The sequence below is a fragment of the Vreelandella glaciei genome (assembly GCF_013415125.1).
GTDB classification, from domain to species: domain Bacteria; phylum Pseudomonadota; class Gammaproteobacteria; order Pseudomonadales; family Halomonadaceae; genus Vreelandella; species Vreelandella glaciei.
Map to the genome: position 1 here is coordinate 1 of NZ_JACCDE010000012.1, position 16,220 is coordinate 16,220.

Annotated in this window: 15 protein-coding genes and 2 pseudogenes; 7 read left to right on the plus strand and 10 right to left on the minus strand. The window is 50.5% G+C overall.

Annotated elements, in window-relative coordinates; genetic code table 11:
- Positions 1-153 precede the first annotated feature (153 nt).
- From HZS80_RS23480 to HZS80_RS09555, 4 genes are all read left to right on the plus strand, one after another.
- Positions 154-225: a hypothetical protein gene (locus HZS80_RS23480; protein WP_246361904.1), complete on the plus strand. Its 72-nt coding sequence runs from the start codon at positions 154-156 to the stop codon at positions 223-225.
- Positions 201-893: a phosphatase PAP2 family protein gene (locus HZS80_RS09545; RefSeq protein ID WP_179915931.1), complete on the plus strand. Its 693-nt coding sequence runs from the start codon at positions 201-203 to the stop codon at positions 891-893. The genes HZS80_RS23480 and HZS80_RS09545 overlap by 25 nt, the downstream gene beginning before the upstream one ends.
- Before the next feature lie 24 nt (positions 894-917).
- On the plus strand, positions 918-2,585 hold the full coding sequence (locus tag HZS80_RS09550; RefSeq protein WP_179915932.1) for a phosphoethanolamine transferase: 1,668 nt from the start codon (positions 918-920) through the stop codon (positions 2,583-2,585).
- A 75-nt stretch (positions 2,586-2,660) separates the two neighbouring features.
- Entirely contained in the window at positions 2,661-3,029 is a 369-nt protein-coding gene (locus HZS80_RS09555; RefSeq protein WP_179915933.1) for a hypothetical protein, read from the plus strand.
- A gap of 1,269 nt (positions 3,030-4,298) precedes the next feature.
- On the opposite strand, the gene HZS80_RS09560 is transcribed toward HZS80_RS09555, so the two are convergent.
- The 10 genes from HZS80_RS09560 to HZS80_RS09605 all read right to left on the minus strand — a co-directional run bounded on the left by HZS80_RS09560 (position 4,299) and on the right by HZS80_RS09605 (position 13,966).
- Positions 4,299-5,423: a glycerate kinase gene (locus HZS80_RS09560; RefSeq protein ID WP_083023299.1), complete on the minus strand. Its 1,125-nt coding sequence runs from the start codon at positions 5,421-5,423 to the stop codon at positions 4,299-4,301.
- Positions 5,398-6,462: a LacI family DNA-binding transcriptional regulator gene (locus tag HZS80_RS09565; protein WP_083023301.1), complete on the minus strand. Its 1,065-nt coding sequence runs from the start codon at positions 6,460-6,462 to the stop codon at positions 5,398-5,400. Before HZS80_RS09565 ends, HZS80_RS09560 begins: the two co-directional genes overlap by 26 nt.
- Before the next feature lie 81 nt (positions 6,463-6,543).
- Positions 6,544-7,062 carry a gamma carbonic anhydrase family protein gene (locus HZS80_RS09570; RefSeq protein WP_054641768.1) on the minus strand — a complete coding sequence of 173 codons (519 nt, stop codon included), beginning with the start codon at positions 7,060-7,062 and terminating at the stop codon, positions 6,544-6,546.
- A 12-nt stretch (positions 7,063-7,074) separates the two neighbouring features.
- Positions 7,075-8,007, minus strand: a complete 933-nt coding sequence (gene kce / locus HZS80_RS09575; protein WP_054645374.1) for a 3,5-dioxohexanoate:acetyl-CoA acetone transferase — start codon at positions 8,005-8,007, stop codon at positions 7,075-7,077.
- Between the two features lie 29 nt (positions 8,008-8,036).
- Entirely contained in the window at positions 8,037-8,972 is a 936-nt protein-coding gene (locus HZS80_RS09580) for a 3-hydroxyacyl-CoA dehydrogenase (RefSeq protein WP_179915934.1), read from the minus strand.
- 19 nt (positions 8,973-8,991) lie between these two features.
- Entirely contained in the window at positions 8,992-9,765 is a 774-nt protein-coding gene (locus HZS80_RS09585; protein WP_179915935.1) for an SDR family oxidoreductase, read from the minus strand.
- A gap of 23 nt (positions 9,766-9,788) precedes the next feature.
- Entirely contained in the window at positions 9,789-11,060 is a 1,272-nt protein-coding gene (locus HZS80_RS09590; protein ID WP_062362991.1) for a TRAP transporter large permease, read from the minus strand.
- Positions 11,061-11,062: 2 nt separating this feature from the next.
- Positions 11,063-11,575, minus strand: a complete 513-nt coding sequence (locus HZS80_RS09595; protein ID WP_062362988.1) for a TRAP transporter small permease — start codon at positions 11,573-11,575, stop codon at positions 11,063-11,065.
- Positions 11,576-11,637: 62 nt separating this feature from the next.
- A complete protein-coding gene (locus HZS80_RS09600; RefSeq protein ID WP_179915936.1) occupies positions 11,638-12,624 on the minus strand; it encodes a DctP family TRAP transporter solute-binding subunit in 987 nt (328 codons plus the stop codon).
- A gap of 322 nt (positions 12,625-12,946) precedes the next feature.
- Positions 12,947-13,966: an IS30 family transposase gene (locus tag HZS80_RS09605; protein ID WP_179915937.1), complete on the minus strand. Its 1,020-nt coding sequence runs from the start codon at positions 13,964-13,966 to the stop codon at positions 12,947-12,949.
- Between the two features lie 441 nt (positions 13,967-14,407).
- Here HZS80_RS09605 and HZS80_RS09610 point away from each other — a divergent pair.
- The 3 genes and pseudogenes from HZS80_RS09610 to HZS80_RS24125 all read left to right on the plus strand — a co-directional run.
- Positions 14,408-14,665, plus strand: a pseudogene (locus tag HZS80_RS09610) (IS3 family transposase); the annotation flags it as partial.
- A gap of 68 nt (positions 14,666-14,733) precedes the next feature.
- Positions 14,734-15,519 (plus strand): annotated as a pseudogene (locus HZS80_RS09615) (IS3 family transposase); the annotation flags it as partial.
- Between the two features lie 304 nt (positions 15,520-15,823).
- Entirely contained in the window at positions 15,824-16,201 is a 378-nt protein-coding gene (locus HZS80_RS24125) for an antitoxin Xre/MbcA/ParS toxin-binding domain-containing protein (protein WP_243470384.1), read from the plus strand.
- Positions 16,202-16,220 lie beyond the last annotated feature (19 nt).

The following is a 16,220-nucleotide window of genomic DNA, read 5'->3' on the forward strand; positions in this document are numbered from 1 at the left end:
GCACGGTGGGTTTTGGCAATAACGGGCTTGCGAAAGCCAACTTGCACGGGGCGAATGATCAAAAAGTGCTCGCTGGCGGTGATAGGGAAAGTGTCGGCGCCGGCTTCACGGATTCAGGTAGAACATAACGAACTTAGCGGGCGTGCGAAAGACATGGGGGCTGCCGCCGTTATGTTGACCATTTTCATGACGGTGGGTGTATGGCTATGCGTACTACTCAACTAAATGTTCTCAAACCTTTGGCATCCGCTTGGTTTTTATTTCTACTCGCCATGTCAGTTTTCAGCATTTTAAACATTGATTTTACGTTAGCCGACTTTTTATATCGCCTTCAGGGTAATACCTGGGCATGGAAAGAGGCCTTTATTACTCAGGATATCCTTCACAAAGGCGGTAAATGGCTAAGCCTGGCGATGGGTTTAGCCATACTCCTCCTATTGATACTAAGCACCATGGTGACTCGTCTCAAAGAGTATCGCACTCCGCTTTTATATCTTTTTTCCGCAACACTACTTTCGGCGTTACTGGTTGCGACGATTAAACACCTGGTGAGCATGGAATGCCCTTGGGATTTAATTCGCTATGGGGGAGATCGAGGCTTTATTGGCCTGCTCGACATACGCCCGCCCTCAGTGCCAGCGTCCGCCTGCTTTCCCGCCGGGCATGCCAGCGCAGGATATACGTGGATAGCCCTGTACTTCTTTTTTACCGCCATACGGCCCCACTGGCGATGGGCAGGGCTTGCACTGGGTGTAGGGCTTGGCCTTACGTTTGGGATCACTCAACAGTTCCGCGGGGCGCACTTTCTCTCCCACGACCTCTGGACCGTCATGATTTGTTGGACCGTAAGCTTTGTCCTTTCAAGATTCTTATTACCCCCCAGCGTTCATTAATCTTTTCATATAGAGAGCCTTTCGATGCGTCCATTGCTATCATTGCCTTCAAAAATTGTAGGCACCGCTTGGCATTATCGCCCCACATTAAGTACGGAGCAGCTTGTCTTATGGGGCGTTGTCATATTCAGTGTTTTTTACAATGTCCCTTTTTGGCAACAAGCCTTAGCTGGCTATGACCCTCTTGCCGTCCAGGCGTGGCTAACCTTTGCCAATATGTTTTTGGTGATGACCTGCCTTAACTATTTGGTCTTCGTGAGCCTTGCTTTTCGAACGCTGGTAAAACCTTTATTAACCTTGCTGTTTCTGATTGCCGCCTTTGTCAGTTACTTTACCAGTTACTACGGCACCTATTTTGACACCTCCATGCTAGACAATGTGCTTCAAACGGACACTAACGAAGCACAGGAACTTCTCACAGCTGGTTTACTGATTCATTTGGCAATCTTTTTTGGCTTGCCTACCGTCATGATTTGGCGCGTTAACATCACACCTTCAACCTGGAAGAAGGCAATGTTGCGTCGCTCGGCTTATTGCCTTGCCAGCGCTGTTATATTGCTGTTAGCGCTATTTTTATCTTATCAAGAAGTATCGTCACTCATGCGCAACAATAAAGAGCTTCGCTACTTGGTGACCCCAGGTAATTATATTGTTTCGATGGCGCAGGCGCTTTCCAGCCAACACGCTTCCGCGAATACGGTGCGTTCCCCAGTGGGTGAGGACGCCAGTATCAGCTCACAAGCGGGTGACAAACCCACACTTCTCGTCATCGTGGTGGGCGAAACGGTACGGGCGGCGAATTGGGGGTTAAATGGTTATGAACGCCAAACCACACCTAAACTTGCCCTGCAGCCTGACGTTATCAATTTTTCAGATGTTTTCTCATGCGGTACAAGCACAGCAGTCTCATTACCCTGCATGTTTTCATTACCAGGGCGTGCCGATTACGCTAAATCGTATGCTCAGCAACATGAATCCTTGCTGGACGTATTAGCCCACGCCGGGTTAGAGGTCACCTGGCTTGATAACCAGTCAGGCTGTAAAGGTGTCTGCGACGGAGTGACAACAAAAGCGCTCTCGCCAGAGGAGTATGCGTCTTTATGTCAAGATGGACGTTGCTTTGATGAAGCACTGGTTCAAGCATTAACCACGCAAATTAGCGGTACCTCAGCAGATCAGGTGGTCGTGCTGCATCAGCTAGGCAACCATGGACCCAGCTATTACCAACGCTACCCTCCTGCTTATGAGCGTTTTGTGCCCACCTGCAACAGCGCTGATTTAGCCACGTGCTCAAGAGAGGCCATTACCAATAGCTACGACAACGCCATTCTATATACCGACACCGTATTGGATCAGGTGATTGAGACGTTAAAGCATCAGGATGAATACGCAACGGCGATGATCTATCTCTCGGATCATGGTGAATCACTTGGCGAAAAAGGGCTTTATCTGCACGGCATTCCCTACGCTATTGCCCCCGACGAACAGACGCATGTGCCTATGGTGTGGTGGCTGTCCAACTCATTTTCACAGCAGCAAGGGCTTGATACGGACTGCTTACGCCAAGTCTCTGATCAAGCCGCCTCGCACGATAACTTATTTCACAGCGTGTTGGGTTTGCTTGACGTAGCAACGGACGTTTACCAGCAGGCAAAAGATATTAGCCAAACGTGCCGGAGCCTCGCCAATTAATGAATGCTTAAGTGATCGTTAAGTATTCCATGGCAAGCTGCTTTTCACTCTGCTCAACTATTCTGGTGTATGCACATGGTTTTATCGCATTTATTGGGCTCCAGCCAAGGTTTTTGGAGACGGCTTCTACCCAAAAAAATGGCAACCTCGGAGGACTTGGTAGGCGGTGTCAACGCCTCTATTCATTCTGCTAAATGGCTTTCCTTTAGAGCCAGCGTTGTTTTAGTTACTTTACTAGCGACTCTGCTGTGGTTAACGGGAATAGAAAACATCGAGATCACCATCGCCATATTAAGTGTAACGTCAAATGGTATATCACAGTTACTCGGTCGCTATTTTTCTCTCAGTGAATTGAAAATGGTTGAAAATGATTTGTTCGATACGCTCGACGCATTAGGAGCTGCAGGAGTTGGAACCTTAATAATTTTATATTTATTGGTTTAGCAAACTTAATATTTAATCCAGGGACAAAGCACCCTTGTTTATGCAGCTAGGTAAAACTAAAGAATGAAGAAAATAGCGGATGCATAAAATTCGAGCAGCGAGTCAACAGTTATTACTGTTATGGATTTTGCGCTACAAATTTATAGAGTTTCTGACACGGGGGTGGCTGAGCTTGTGTTTATAAATGACTCCACCCCATTTCGTAGAATTACTACAAAGATAGGTTATGTCACGACAAACCGGAAAATATGGCATTTTGGCTGGAATTCATATCACAACAGACTAGAAAAGCCAAAATTGTCGTTTCCACTTCAATTTGACATAACCAAAACGAAAAAACAGTGACTTACACCAAAAACTCCACCACAAAATGACATAAATTTTCCACTTTCAGATGACATAAAATAAAACGACCGTATGCTCCAGTAGTGAAGTTACGTAATTAAAAGACACTAAAAAAATATCGTTTAATTAGCACCGTCTGATAATGCCACATCTTAGCGTAGCTTTGGGAGGCGACTCAGTAGCCCACCCATGCTGAGAGAGGTAGCGGTATAAAATCAGCTCTCGGGCGACCGAGCTAGATCTGCAGTAGAGATGGCATATCCTGTACCGTTGGTAGGTATAAGTTTGAACTTTATGGGCCGTCCATAAGCTTGCAACTCACCATGATCGAAAGTTCATTGCATCAAGGTGACATAAGGGTAATGTTTCAATAGTAGTGGCGCTACTCGATTAAGTGCCTTGAAACCCAAGAAGTGAACGCGGGTCAGTACTTGCCCAGAATCGGCAAGGACGTTCGCCCTTTCGGCCCGAGCATACGCATATCATCTTCGTGAACCCAGTCAGGATGCTTGATCGAAGTGGAACGCTGGGCCATGCGCAGTCCCATGCGGCGGCGAAATGGAACTTCGGTGCTGATCCGATGGAGCTCTTTTAGAGTGGCCTCGGGATGCTGCTCGTCGAGTTCCAGAAAAGTCGTCCCAATCCTCAGCGCGGTTGAGAACCCGAGCTTGTTCACTGTAAATCACGGAGCCTAGGAACAATTGGCTCACCTCCATGATCGTTGGAGTAAACGTCAGTTCTAGGCAAATACCTTCGCCACCCTCACCATAATAGGCCCACATCGCTTGATGATTGGGGTGCCTAGCTAGCGGGCAGATACCAATCCCTTTCAAGAAAACTTGAAAGTATCTATTCTACACTGCAACAGAATCAATTCATTACATAGTTGAACTAGCACAACAGAACTCAAATACGTGAAGATACTTAGTGGAATAAACGTAATACACTTTCACTTCGATCTGACAACAGTTCAGAACAGCGTATAAGTGCCTCATCTAGCTTCATAGGCCCATCTACCAAAGCTAATACAGCGGTGACGCCTTCGTTATAAGCTGACTGCCACCCTTCGCCGAGGCTACCCGCCAAAACAACCACTGGCACACCCATTTCCCGTGCGCAACGAGCAATACCAATAGGAGTTTTCCCTGCCATGCTCTGACCGTCTAGCCTTCCCTCGCCGGTAATGACCAAATCGGCACGCTCAAGTCGTTGTCGAAACCCCACCTGGGTCATCACTAGCTCAATACCTGGACGCAGCTCTGCTCCGAGAAAAGTGCGTGCCGCGAAGCCTATTCCTCCGGCTGCTCCTGAGCCGGGTAATTCACGGAAGTCTTCTCCCAGAGTCTCTGCCACCTTGTCAGCGAAATGCGCAAGTGCAGCATCCAGTATGACGATATCTTCTTCACTTGCACCTTTTTGAGGACCGAACACAACACTGGCGCCGCGATCACCGACCAGCGAATTATCTACATCCACGGCCGTTTCAACGATCACCTTAGACAGACGCGAATCAAAGTCATCTAGATCGATTCGATCTAGATGACTAAGAGCTGCACCACCCGGCGGTAAAGGTCGGCCTTTATCATCAAGAAATCTTACACCCAAAGCCCGCAACATACCTGCACCTGCGTCGTTGGTCGCGCTGCCTCCCAACATGAGTATTATTCTCTCAGCACCCGCATCAAGAGCAGTAAGTATCAGCTCTCCCACACCGTAGGTGCAACTATGCATTGCGGTACGTTCCATAGGCGTCAGATGCTGCAATCCACACGCTTCAGCTAATTCTATATATGCTGTACGGCTAACGAAGTGCCAACCCCACTCTGCCAGTCGAGGTCGTCCCAATGAGTCACTCACCGTCTCGCAACGTCGCTCCGCTTCTGTAGCCATAATTAAGGCATCTAAAGTACCTTCCCCACCATCGCCCATTGGGCATTCATCCCATTGCGCAGATGGTATTGCCTTACGAATACCGTTTGCGATCGCGCTCACTGCTTTTCTAGCCGATAGTGAATCCTTATAGCTATCTGGCGCTACGATGATGTGCATCACTCAGTTCCTTTAAGCTCTTCTTCGAATGGTGTATTGAGCGCCGGGTACTGCTGCGCAACATTGGTGTTACCGGGAGCATAATGTTTTCTGGTGCAGTATCAACTTGATTGATCTGCGCCATAAGCAGCTCAGTAGCCTTTGACGCCATGAATTCCACTGGTTGTTTCAGAGTAGTAAGAGAATGGCTTGGCCAAGCTGCCATTGGCACATCGTCAAAACCAATAATCGAAACGTCTTCGGGTACTGAAAGGCCGAATTCATGTCGCAATGTGTCAATAGCCGCAATTGCCATCAGGTCATTGGCACAAAAAAGTGCATCGGGTGAAGGTGAACTAGCAAAGAGGCGCCTCGTCGCATGACAGGCATCTGCATAACGATAATTACCGATTTCTACTGCGTGACAAGTTAATCCATCCTTGGCAAGCCCTTCTAGAAAGCCAGCTTTACGTTGAAGGTCAGTAGAAGAGTTTGGTAGTCCTGCTATATAGGCAATGCGACGATGGCCCAGTGAAGCAAGGTAATGGCCTGCCCAATAGCCTCCACTATGATTGTCACTGCCGACTTGGCTAATGCCATCAAAGTTGACGGTGCGATTGATAACAACGCAGGGTATGCCAAAATCCGCCACCTCCTTGGCTTGTGTGCTATCCAATGTAATAGCCAGCATCAAAACACCTTCAACTTGGCTCCTGATAATATCGTCGATTACTGTGTCGAAACCGTTATCCGATGGAGCGAAAAAAAGCTGAAGATGGTACCCCTGTTGCTGAAAATAGCGTGATGCCTTTTCTAACATAAAGCTGTAGAAAGGATTTTCGAGGCTATAAGTTACCACAGCAATAGTCCGGCTTGATCTGGTGATCAGCGAACGCGCAATGGAGTTGGGGCGATACCCAAGTTCCCGGGCTGCTGCCATGACCTTCTTACGCGTTTTCTCCGCCACCTTGGCGTCAGGCGAAAAGCTGCGACTGACCGCTGACTGCGACACTCCAGCTAACTTTGCCACATCGCGGGAGGTTACGGATTTTCTTTTCATAAATTATGCTCTCAAAGGGCCGTCCAGTCATAGACAGCCCTATTCACCAGAACCAAAGGCATTGAATTACCATCCTCACTTTCACAGCTTTTCAAGTGACCTATATTGGTCAATCTTTTTCACGTAACTTTTGCTGTTATCTAGTGCGCCATGTACTTCTTCATCAGTTAGCTCCCTGACCACTTTAGCGGGCACACCTACAATTAACGAGCGTGGTGGAAACCGTTTACCAGAGGTAACTAGAGCCCCTGCACCGATGATGCAATGCTCACCAATCTCCGCACCGTTAAGTAACGTTGCGTTCATGCCCACCATCACGCCATCGCCAATGTTACAACCATGCAACATGGCTAAATGTCCAACAGTCACTTGGCGGCCAATATTGACTGGATAGCCAGGATCTGTGTGTACAACACAGCCATCCTGTAAATTGCTGCCCTCCCCGACGATGATAGGTTCATTATCCCCTCGTAGCACTGCGCCAGGCCAGACAGAGACTTCGTGGGCAAGATGAATCCGCCCGATCAGCGTAGCTTCTTCCATCACCATGGCGCCTGGCGCTATCTCGGGAACGTTACCTTCGAGTCGATATATTGGCATTAAGTAATCTCCCTAGAAACCGACTTGGTCGCCACCTTTAAGTTGAAGTATCTCGCGTGCTTCGTCGGGCGTTGCTATTTCAAAGGAAAGGCCTTCGAGAATTTCGCGTACTTTGGCTACTTGTGCTGCGTTGCTTTCGGCTAACTTGCCCGGAGAAAGCCATAGCGAGTCTTCAAGACCGACGCGAACATGGCCTCCAATGGCTGCCGCCTGAGCAGCAATCCGCATCTGGTTGCCTCCGGCACCCAGCACTGACCACTCGTAGCCATCCCCGAATAAGCGGTTGGCGGTTCGGCGCATATGCATAACATCCTCGGGGTGAGGGCCAATACCACCCAGGATGCCGAACACACTCTGCACGAAGACTTTTCCACTAATAATGCCGCGATCCATCAAATTACGTAAATTGTAAAGATGGCCAATATCGTAGCATTCACATTCAAAGCGAGTGCCGTTCTCTGCACCAAGAGTCATGGCCTTTTCGATATCAGCGAAAGTGTTCTTGAACACTAGATCGCGACTATTCTCAAGATGGGCACGCTCCCAATCGTGCTTGAGATCCTCATATCGGTTGAGCATGGGAAAAAGCCCAAAGTTCATCGACCCCATGTTCATAGAGGCAAGCTCAGGCTTAAACTCCATGGCTGGCCGCATACGTTCCTCAACGGTCATGTGCGGGCTGCCACCAGTGGTAAGGTTGATGACTGCGTCAGTAGCTTTCTTGATACGCGGTAGAAACCGCTCAAAGACAGCTGGATCTTGTGTGGGCTTACCGTTATCGGGATCGCGGGCATGAAGGTGAAGTATGGAAGCGCCTGCCTCAGCAGCAGCGATACCAGCCTCGGCAATCTCTTCAGGTGTTACCGGTAGGTATGGCGACATGGAGGGCGTATGGATGGCACCGGTTACGGCACAGGTGATTATGACTTTACGTTTATTAGCCATCAGAAGTTTCTCCTAGTTAAAATTAAAAGTTATTTAGTATTGATATGACGCTGATGGGCCATCAGCGCCATTAGGCGTCGGTCTCGCCAGGCTTGTCGCTCAGCTAGACCTTCGGAAGGTAGCTGTGACCGGCGTTCTTGGCCCAATGTAGCCAGGGTTTCGGTATTCCATGGGTCATCATCGCTGCGCTGACGGTCGACATCGCGGTAAAGTGGTCCATATCGCTGGCCGTAATCGACGATTCCATTAGGCGCATTAAGGTCGATGGTCTCGAAAGGCCCCATAAACGACCAACGCAGGCCAAGTCCGTGTTTGACTGTCTTATCCAGATCCTCAGCGGAAACATAGCCATCGCGAAACAGGCGTAACGCTTCGTTCAACAATGCGCCTTGCAAACGATTGAGAATGAAACCTTGGACTTCTTTCCGAACCAGAATCGGGGTTTGCTGAGCCTGTTCCATCAGTTGCATGGTGCGATTCACCGTTGCTTCCGAAGTATCAGGTGATGGGGCTACTTCGACTAGTGGAATCAAGTAAGGCGGATTGACAGGGTGTGCTACTAAGCAGCGCTCGGGGTGCTTCAGATGGTTTGTGAACCGAGACGCGGCGATTCCTGAAGTGGAACTAGCCAACACGGTATCTATGGCCACTACCGACTCAAGTTCTAAATAGATACGTCGTTTGGCATCAATGTCTTCTGGCCCACATTCCTGAACGTACTCAACCCCCCTCATAGCATGAGCCAGATCGTTTTCTGTCTGGATGCGAGATAGCGGAGCCTCAATGTCTTTAATTAGGCCAGCCTGAAGTAAGTCTTCAAGAGATTGCCGAATGCCGCTTTGAACTTGGCCTAGAGCGCTAGCATCAACATCATAGAGACATACAGACATCCCGCTTCGTGCAAAGACAATTGCCCAAGCCCGGCCAATCAAGCCTGCGCCGATAATTCCTATACGTGCCGTCATGAGGCTGCTCCTATATCAGTCACAAAGACTCAACGTTGGCGCAGACACTCAGCGCTTGGCCTGAAATATTGGTACCACCAGGTGCTGACAAGAACAGGGCCATAGACGCAATGTCGGAGGGTTCAACCATGCGTCGCATGGATATCTTAGAAAGATTTTCCTGTTCCATTTCGGCATAGCTAATTCCACGCTTGGCCGCACGGTCTTCAATGACCTTTTCGATACGCGGTCCACGCACGATGCCAGGTAGGATTGCGTTGACTCTCACTCCTTCTGGGCCAAGCTCGATTGCCAAGCTCTTAGTCAGTCCGACGATAGCCCATTTGCTGGCGGCATAGGGCGTTCGATAGGCAAACCCAAGGCGCCCTGCGACCGACGCCAGATTAATCAGCAGCCCCTGGCTTTCCTTCAGTAACGGTGCCGCTCGGTGTGCAACTCGGTACTGACCATTGAGATTGATGTCGATAGTACGGGTCCAGGCGTCATTATCGATCTCATCAATCCCTGCAGTGGGCCCGGCGATGCCAGCGTTATTAACGACGACGTCAAGCCCACCCAGAGAGGCGGCATCTTGGAACAGTCGGTTGACGTCTTCTTCTTTGCTAACATCCGCCATAGTGTGTGAGATGCCCTTCGGCAGCGAAGCCAAGGCATGGGTGTCGATATCACAGACGTGCACTTTCGCGCCCGCTTCCAGGAAGGCCTTAGCGATTGCTAAACCGATACCATTGGCACCAGCGGTAATCAGTACTCTAAGGCCATGGCGTGGCGTTAAGCTTTCTACAATGGTCATATGGTTTCTCTCTTTGGAAGGGTTTAGAGCGAAGGCAGCCAAGTAGACAGGAAAGGCAGCAGGCTGATAATCAGAAGATTGATAAGTACGATTCCTACGAAAGGCAGTACGGACCAGGTGAGTCGAACGATACTAATATTAGCTATCTGTGATGCTACGAAGAGGTTGAGGCCAACCGGTGGGGTGAACATTCCCATGGCCAGATTGACCACCATTATGATCCCGAAGTGAACAGGATCGAATCCGAAGCTGATCGCAATGGGCAACAGAATAGGCACGAAGATCAGGATCGCTGCTGCTGCCTCAATAAACATTCCTGCAAACAACAGCAAAAGATTGGCCAGAATAATAAACAGTAGCGGGCTGTCGATAGCCGATATTGCGAATTGGGACACCATGTCTGGCACTCTTAGACGCTGAAGCATACGCCCATAGAGTCCTGCAGCGCCGATGATGCTTAGCACAATAGCGCTGGTAACAGCCGATTGTTTGAGGATATCAACCAGGCTGCTCGGTTTGATTTCTTTATAGATGACAAACCCGATCAGGAAAGAGTAAGCCACCGCGATGACTGCGGCTTCAGTCGGCGTGAATATGCCACTGTAGATACCGCCCAAAATGATGACTGGCATTAGAATTGCCAGGATTGCTTTTCGCCCCGCTCGCAAGACATCCATCCAAGAACTCTTTTCGATACTCCCAGCCAAACCATTCGCCTTGGCAAAGAAGTAGGCAAAGATCAGCAGAGTCAGCGTCACTAGGATGCCTGGCAGAATGCCTGCGATGAACATGTCCCCCACGGACACATTTGCAGCAATCCCATAGAGAATCAACGGGATGCTGGGCGGGATAATGACGCCGAGGGCGCCGGAGGCAGCTTGGTTGGCTGCGGTATAGCCTCCAGGGTAGCCCTTGGCCAGCATGGCCGGTATCAGAATCGAGCCGATAGCGGCGGTTGTGGCTGCGCCAGATCCTGAGATGGCCGCAAAGAACAGTGAAGTGACGATGGCCACCATTGCCAAGCCGCCTGTCATACTGCCGACTAGGGTGTTGGAAAAGTCGACTAGGCGCCGAGATATACCACCGCTCTGCATCAAGGAACCCGCGAGGATGAAGAAGGGTATCGCCATCAACGGGAAGGAGTTCACCGAAGCGATGAGCTGCTGAGGGACGATCAGCATTGGCGATAAATCCCCATGCCAAATAGTTATGGCAGAAGCTAGTCCGAGTGAGAGAGCAATGGGTACGCCGATGATGAATAGCGAAATCAGCAGTAGGAACAAGAGCAGTGCCATGGTCAGTTCACCTCCTGCTTAGGCTGATTGTGAATATTGAGCGCCTCATCCAGCAACAACCCCAAGCTGTTGATCATGATAACCACTCCTCCTGCGGGAATGGCCATGTAAGGCCACATCATAGAAACTCGAGTGCTGGGTGCAGTCTGGCTGGCAACCCGATCCATAAGGTCGTAACCGTGTTTAATCAAGATAAAGGCGAAGAGAGCGGAACACAGGATGATGGCAATTCGCAGCAGGCGCGCCAGTTTTTTTCCGGCGTGTTCCAATAAGATGTCTACAGAAATTAGTGTGCCCTTACGATAGGCATATCCGGCTCCTAGAAAGGTCAACCAGAGCATGGAGAAGCGGGCTATTTCATCTGAGAAGAACAGCGGACTGCCCACAACAAAACGGGCAAATACTTGCCAGAAGATGAGTACCGTCATCACTAACAACAACCCGGCCAATATCCAGCCGATCAAACGGTTAAACTCATCAATGGCTCTGTGGGCCAGTAGTAGATAAGACTTCATGGCTGCCTCATGCGTCGGAAAAGCGCCCGCAGGAAGTCGTGCTGCCTGCGGACGTTGTGGGCTCAATATTTGTAATTGACGGCAGCGTCGACCAGCTCCGCACCGACGGTAGGGGCCCACTCTTCAAGGACAGGTTTGACCGCTTCGCGGAACGGGGCTAGGTCGGGATGGGTCACGGTCATGCCCAATTCTTCGAGTTGCCCGAGGTAACGTTGTTCTAGCTCCTGGCTGGCCTCACGTTGTACCGGCAGAGCAATCTGGGCAGCTTCGATAATAATCGCTTGATCTTCTTCGCTGAAGGAATTGAACAGATCCAGGCCCATCATCAGTGGCGCTGGGGAATAGACGTGTTGGGTTATATTCAGGTAGTCCTGAACTTCATAGAAGTTAACGTCATAGATGGTAGCCAGAGGATTTTCCTGGCTATCCATAACACCTTGCTGGAGGGCAGTGTAAACCTCGGTCCAGGCCATTGGCGTCGCGTTAGCACCCAATGCTTCCCAAGTATCAACCTGGACACGACTTTCCTGTGTGCGGTGGTTAATACCTTCCAGATCGCTGGGTTTCTCGATTGGACGTACCGAGTTAGTGTTGTGACGAAAGCCGTTCTCCATCCACGCTAGGAACTTCACGTTCATGCCTTCCTCGGCCAGCCGAGCGAGCTCTTCGCCATGTTCGCTGTCTAGAAAGGCATAAGCATGCTTATGATTCTCGAAGACGTAGGGTAAATCAAAGAGCATAAATTCATCGACGAACCCCCCCATCGGACCGGTGGAAGCAATACCAGCATCAATAATGCCAAAGCCCATGCCTTCAACAACTTCTCGTTCGGCACCCAATGCGTTGTCGTAGTGCGGCTCAATGGTTAGTCGGCCTTCAGAGAGGCGCTCAAGCTCCTCACCAAATTTAAGAACCCCAATACCCTGCTGTGAGTCAGGGCCGAGCGGTAGACTCACATTAATAACACGCTCTGTTCCTGCAGCAGCATGGGTTGAAGTGGCCAAAGCGATGGCAGCAGCCAAAGATGTGAGAGGCAGGAAATGTTTCATGAAGCACTCCTAAACATGGTCCAGCTATAAAGCTGAGTATTTTGTCGTTGTAGTCTCTACCTACGTGATACGGGCCTCATAACTGAAATTCTGTACTGAAGCTAAAGCCCAAATGAAGTTTTAGAATAGAATGAATACGTATTCAACCATGACCACAAATCACCACAGCAGATTCTTATGTATCCTATTGATTATAATATAAATATACTTTAGTATTAAAAATGAATACGTAGTCATATCATAATGAAAAATGGCTTCATCCCGAAGCCACCCACTGATTGAGTAGCGCTACACTTGGCGGTCTCAAGTTCCAAGTGCAACGCTATTGAAGGGTTGACGGCCCCTCGACTGATTTCTTGAGCACCTCGGCATAGACCTCCAGTGGCGTTCGCCAATCCAGTGTCTTGCGAGGCCGTGTGTTCAGTGAATCGGCAATGGCATCGAGTTCCTCTTGGCTGTAGACCGAGAGATCGGTCCCCTTGGGCAGATACTGCCGCAACAGGCCATTGGTGTTCTCGTTGGAACCGCGCTGCCATGGGCTATGGGGGTCAGCGAAGTAGATCGCCGTGCCGGTCTTCTGGGTGATCTCGGCGTGTTTCACCATCTCGCGGCCCTGATCATAGGTCATGGACAGACGCAGGGAGCGCGGCACCTCATTGAGCTTGTCGCTGAACCCGACGGCGGCTGCCGTGGCCGTGGTGCCATCCAGTTTTGCCAGGATAACTAGGCGTGTGGTGCGCTCCACCAGCGTCCCGACGGCAGAGCGGTTATTGGCACCCATGATCAGGTCGCCCTCCCAGTGCCCCGGCATTAGGCGATCTTCGATCTCTGGCGGTCGCAGGTGGATGCTGACCAGGCCCGGAATCTGTTGTCGGCGATCCTGGCCACGGCTGCGTGGGCGCCGCTTGCCATTGCCTTGTCGCAAGCAGGCAATCAGCTCCTTCTTGAGCGAGCCGCGCGGCATGACGTAGATCGCGTTGTAGATGGCTTCGTGTGAGACCTGGCGGTCAGTGTCATCAGGGAACATGCGTCTCAGTGTGCGGGCTATCTGCTCGGGTGACCAGTAGTGGCGCAGCAGGTAGACCACCAGTTCGAACAGCTCGCTATCGGGATGCAGCTTGGGGCGGCGGCGAGGCTGGCAACGCGTCAGGCCGGCTCGGTACCCGGCGAGACTGGCGTCATAGCGCTTGTCAGCACGGACCGTATGGCGTGCCAGCTCCCGGGAGATGGTGCTGGGCGCGCGGCCTAATTGGCGTGCGATGGCGCGGATCGAATGGCTGGCTCGCAGCAACATGATAGCGGCTCGGTCTTCAGCAGAGAGATGGCGATAGCAGTGAGTCATGACAGCACCATACCGAATGGGTCAGGTGTTGCACTTGCTCATTGAGACCGCCCTTTAGAGTCCGATCCTGTAGGCAGGGAGATTGGACCTGAAGAAGCGTTTCAGCGAAGAACAGATTATTATCTTCCTGGGCGAAGCCGAAGTGGGACTGCTCGCCGAGTCACTACTGTAAATAGAGGTCACTCGCGAGGCGCTGAGAAAAAAGGTAAACGCCCTTACACGCCAAGACGTGGTTCGTTTTATAGTGTCTCGTGACCTGAGTGGGCACCGAGCACTTCTTGTCATTCGTAAAAGTACTAGGCTCTGTCTGAAAACTGGCTGCGCTCGGCCATACGGCGTTAAAAATCGGCTCAAAGTACTCATTTACAACATGTAAACTCCGTCTTTTCGCCGATTTTTGCCTTGTCTGACCTTCGCTCGCCGACTTTTCAGACAGAACCTAGTGCATTGCGCTATCAACCTGCTCTTGACCATAACAAGAGATAGCGTGAACGCATCATTTCCTTGGCACATCGGCATCGTCGCTACGGCGCGGGCATGATTTATTTGAAGCTGCGTAAAGCGGGCAAACAGGACAATCATAAGCGCGTCGAGCGTCTCTACACTGCGGCTCAGTTGCAGGTAAAATGCCTTAAACACAAGAAACTCACCGCTTCTGAGCGAAATCCATTGAGTCGCTCGAGTACTGTCACTCAGGTTTGATCCATGGATTTTGTGTTTGATCGCTAAGCCTAGGTACTACTGAAGATGGGGTGACGTTGGCGTCACGTGGTCTGAGTGAGCGTCGAGCGCTCCGTGCCATCCGTATGAGTGCCAGTGCATTGCGCTACCAACCGGCTCCTGACCGCAATGGGGCATTGCGTGAACGCATTGTTGCTTTGGCGTCGTTACGGCGCTGGTATGATCTACCTGAAGCTGCGTCAGGCTGGTGAACAGGTCAATCACAAGCGCGTCGAACGCCTCTACGCGGCGGCTCGGTTGCAGGTAAAACGGCGCAAGCGTAAGAAGGTTCCCACGTCTGAACGCAAGTCCCTTGGCCGCCCTGGTATCGCCAATCAGGTCTGGTCAATGGATTTTGTGTTTGACCGCACGGCGGACGGGAGAGTGATAAAGAACCTCACCATTGTCGACGACGCCACCCATGAAGCCGTGGCTATCGTGCCTGACCGTGCCATTGATGGGCTGTCGTTAACACGAATTCTGGATCATCTAGCTATACAACGTGGCCTACCAAGCGCCATTCGTACGGATAATGGCAAGGAGTTCTGCGGGCGCGCCATGCTGCTCTGTTTCTAATCGAACCTGTAAAACCCAATCAAAACGCCTACATCGAATCGCTCAATGGCCGTTTTAGAGACGAATGTCTAAATGAGCACTGGTTCTGGTTCACCAACCTGTATCACGCGAGAGCCATCATCGAGGCGTGGCGACGAGAATACAACGAGGAAAGACCGAAGAAAGGACTGGGAGGATTAACGCTTTCCGCCTATGCCGAGCAACTGGTGTTAAAAAACGATAAAGTAACTTCAGACTCTAAACCCGGGTGCTACTGAAGATGGGGTGTCGTCGCTGGCACCATACCATGTCTATATTCTCTTCATACTTCGACATAGACCCATCCAGTGCCGATACCTAAAAGCATAGTTCGCAAGCACAACCAACCATGGAATACAGACTACACTTCAACAAGAAACAGTCGCTCCGTGCTGTTATCCATCTCCGCTTCATGTGAAGTTTCATAACCACCACTTGACGAGGCGACTTATGCCAGAACCACCCATCTCGCCTCATAAAGCGAGGAATAATAAGCGTGAAATACGGACAGCAGAGTTCTGGCGGTTCATCACAGTCCAAGCGATGTGTAAAGAGTCTGAGCGTTTACAAAGTATCCAGGAAGGCCTCTCACCAACATTATTCCTAACAGTGCAAGAGACCTTTCAGCTACAGGATAAGCAGGTTAAGGCATTGTTTAATGTATCCATATCAGCAGTTCACCACCGCAGACGTGAAAGGAAAAATTTGGACTCCGTGGCATCAGAACGTCTTGATAGGGTTGCGACCGTAAGTCACCTCGCAATGGAGGTATTCGAGAACAAGCTGGCTACGATAAACTGGATGTCTAGTTCGAACGAAGCGCTGGGAGGACAGGCACCTGTCATGCTATGCGGCACTGATATCGAAGCAAAACAGGTTCGGCGTCTACTCTTCGCTATGGAGTGTGGCGGTGTGACGTGAAGGTGGGTATTCATTATTA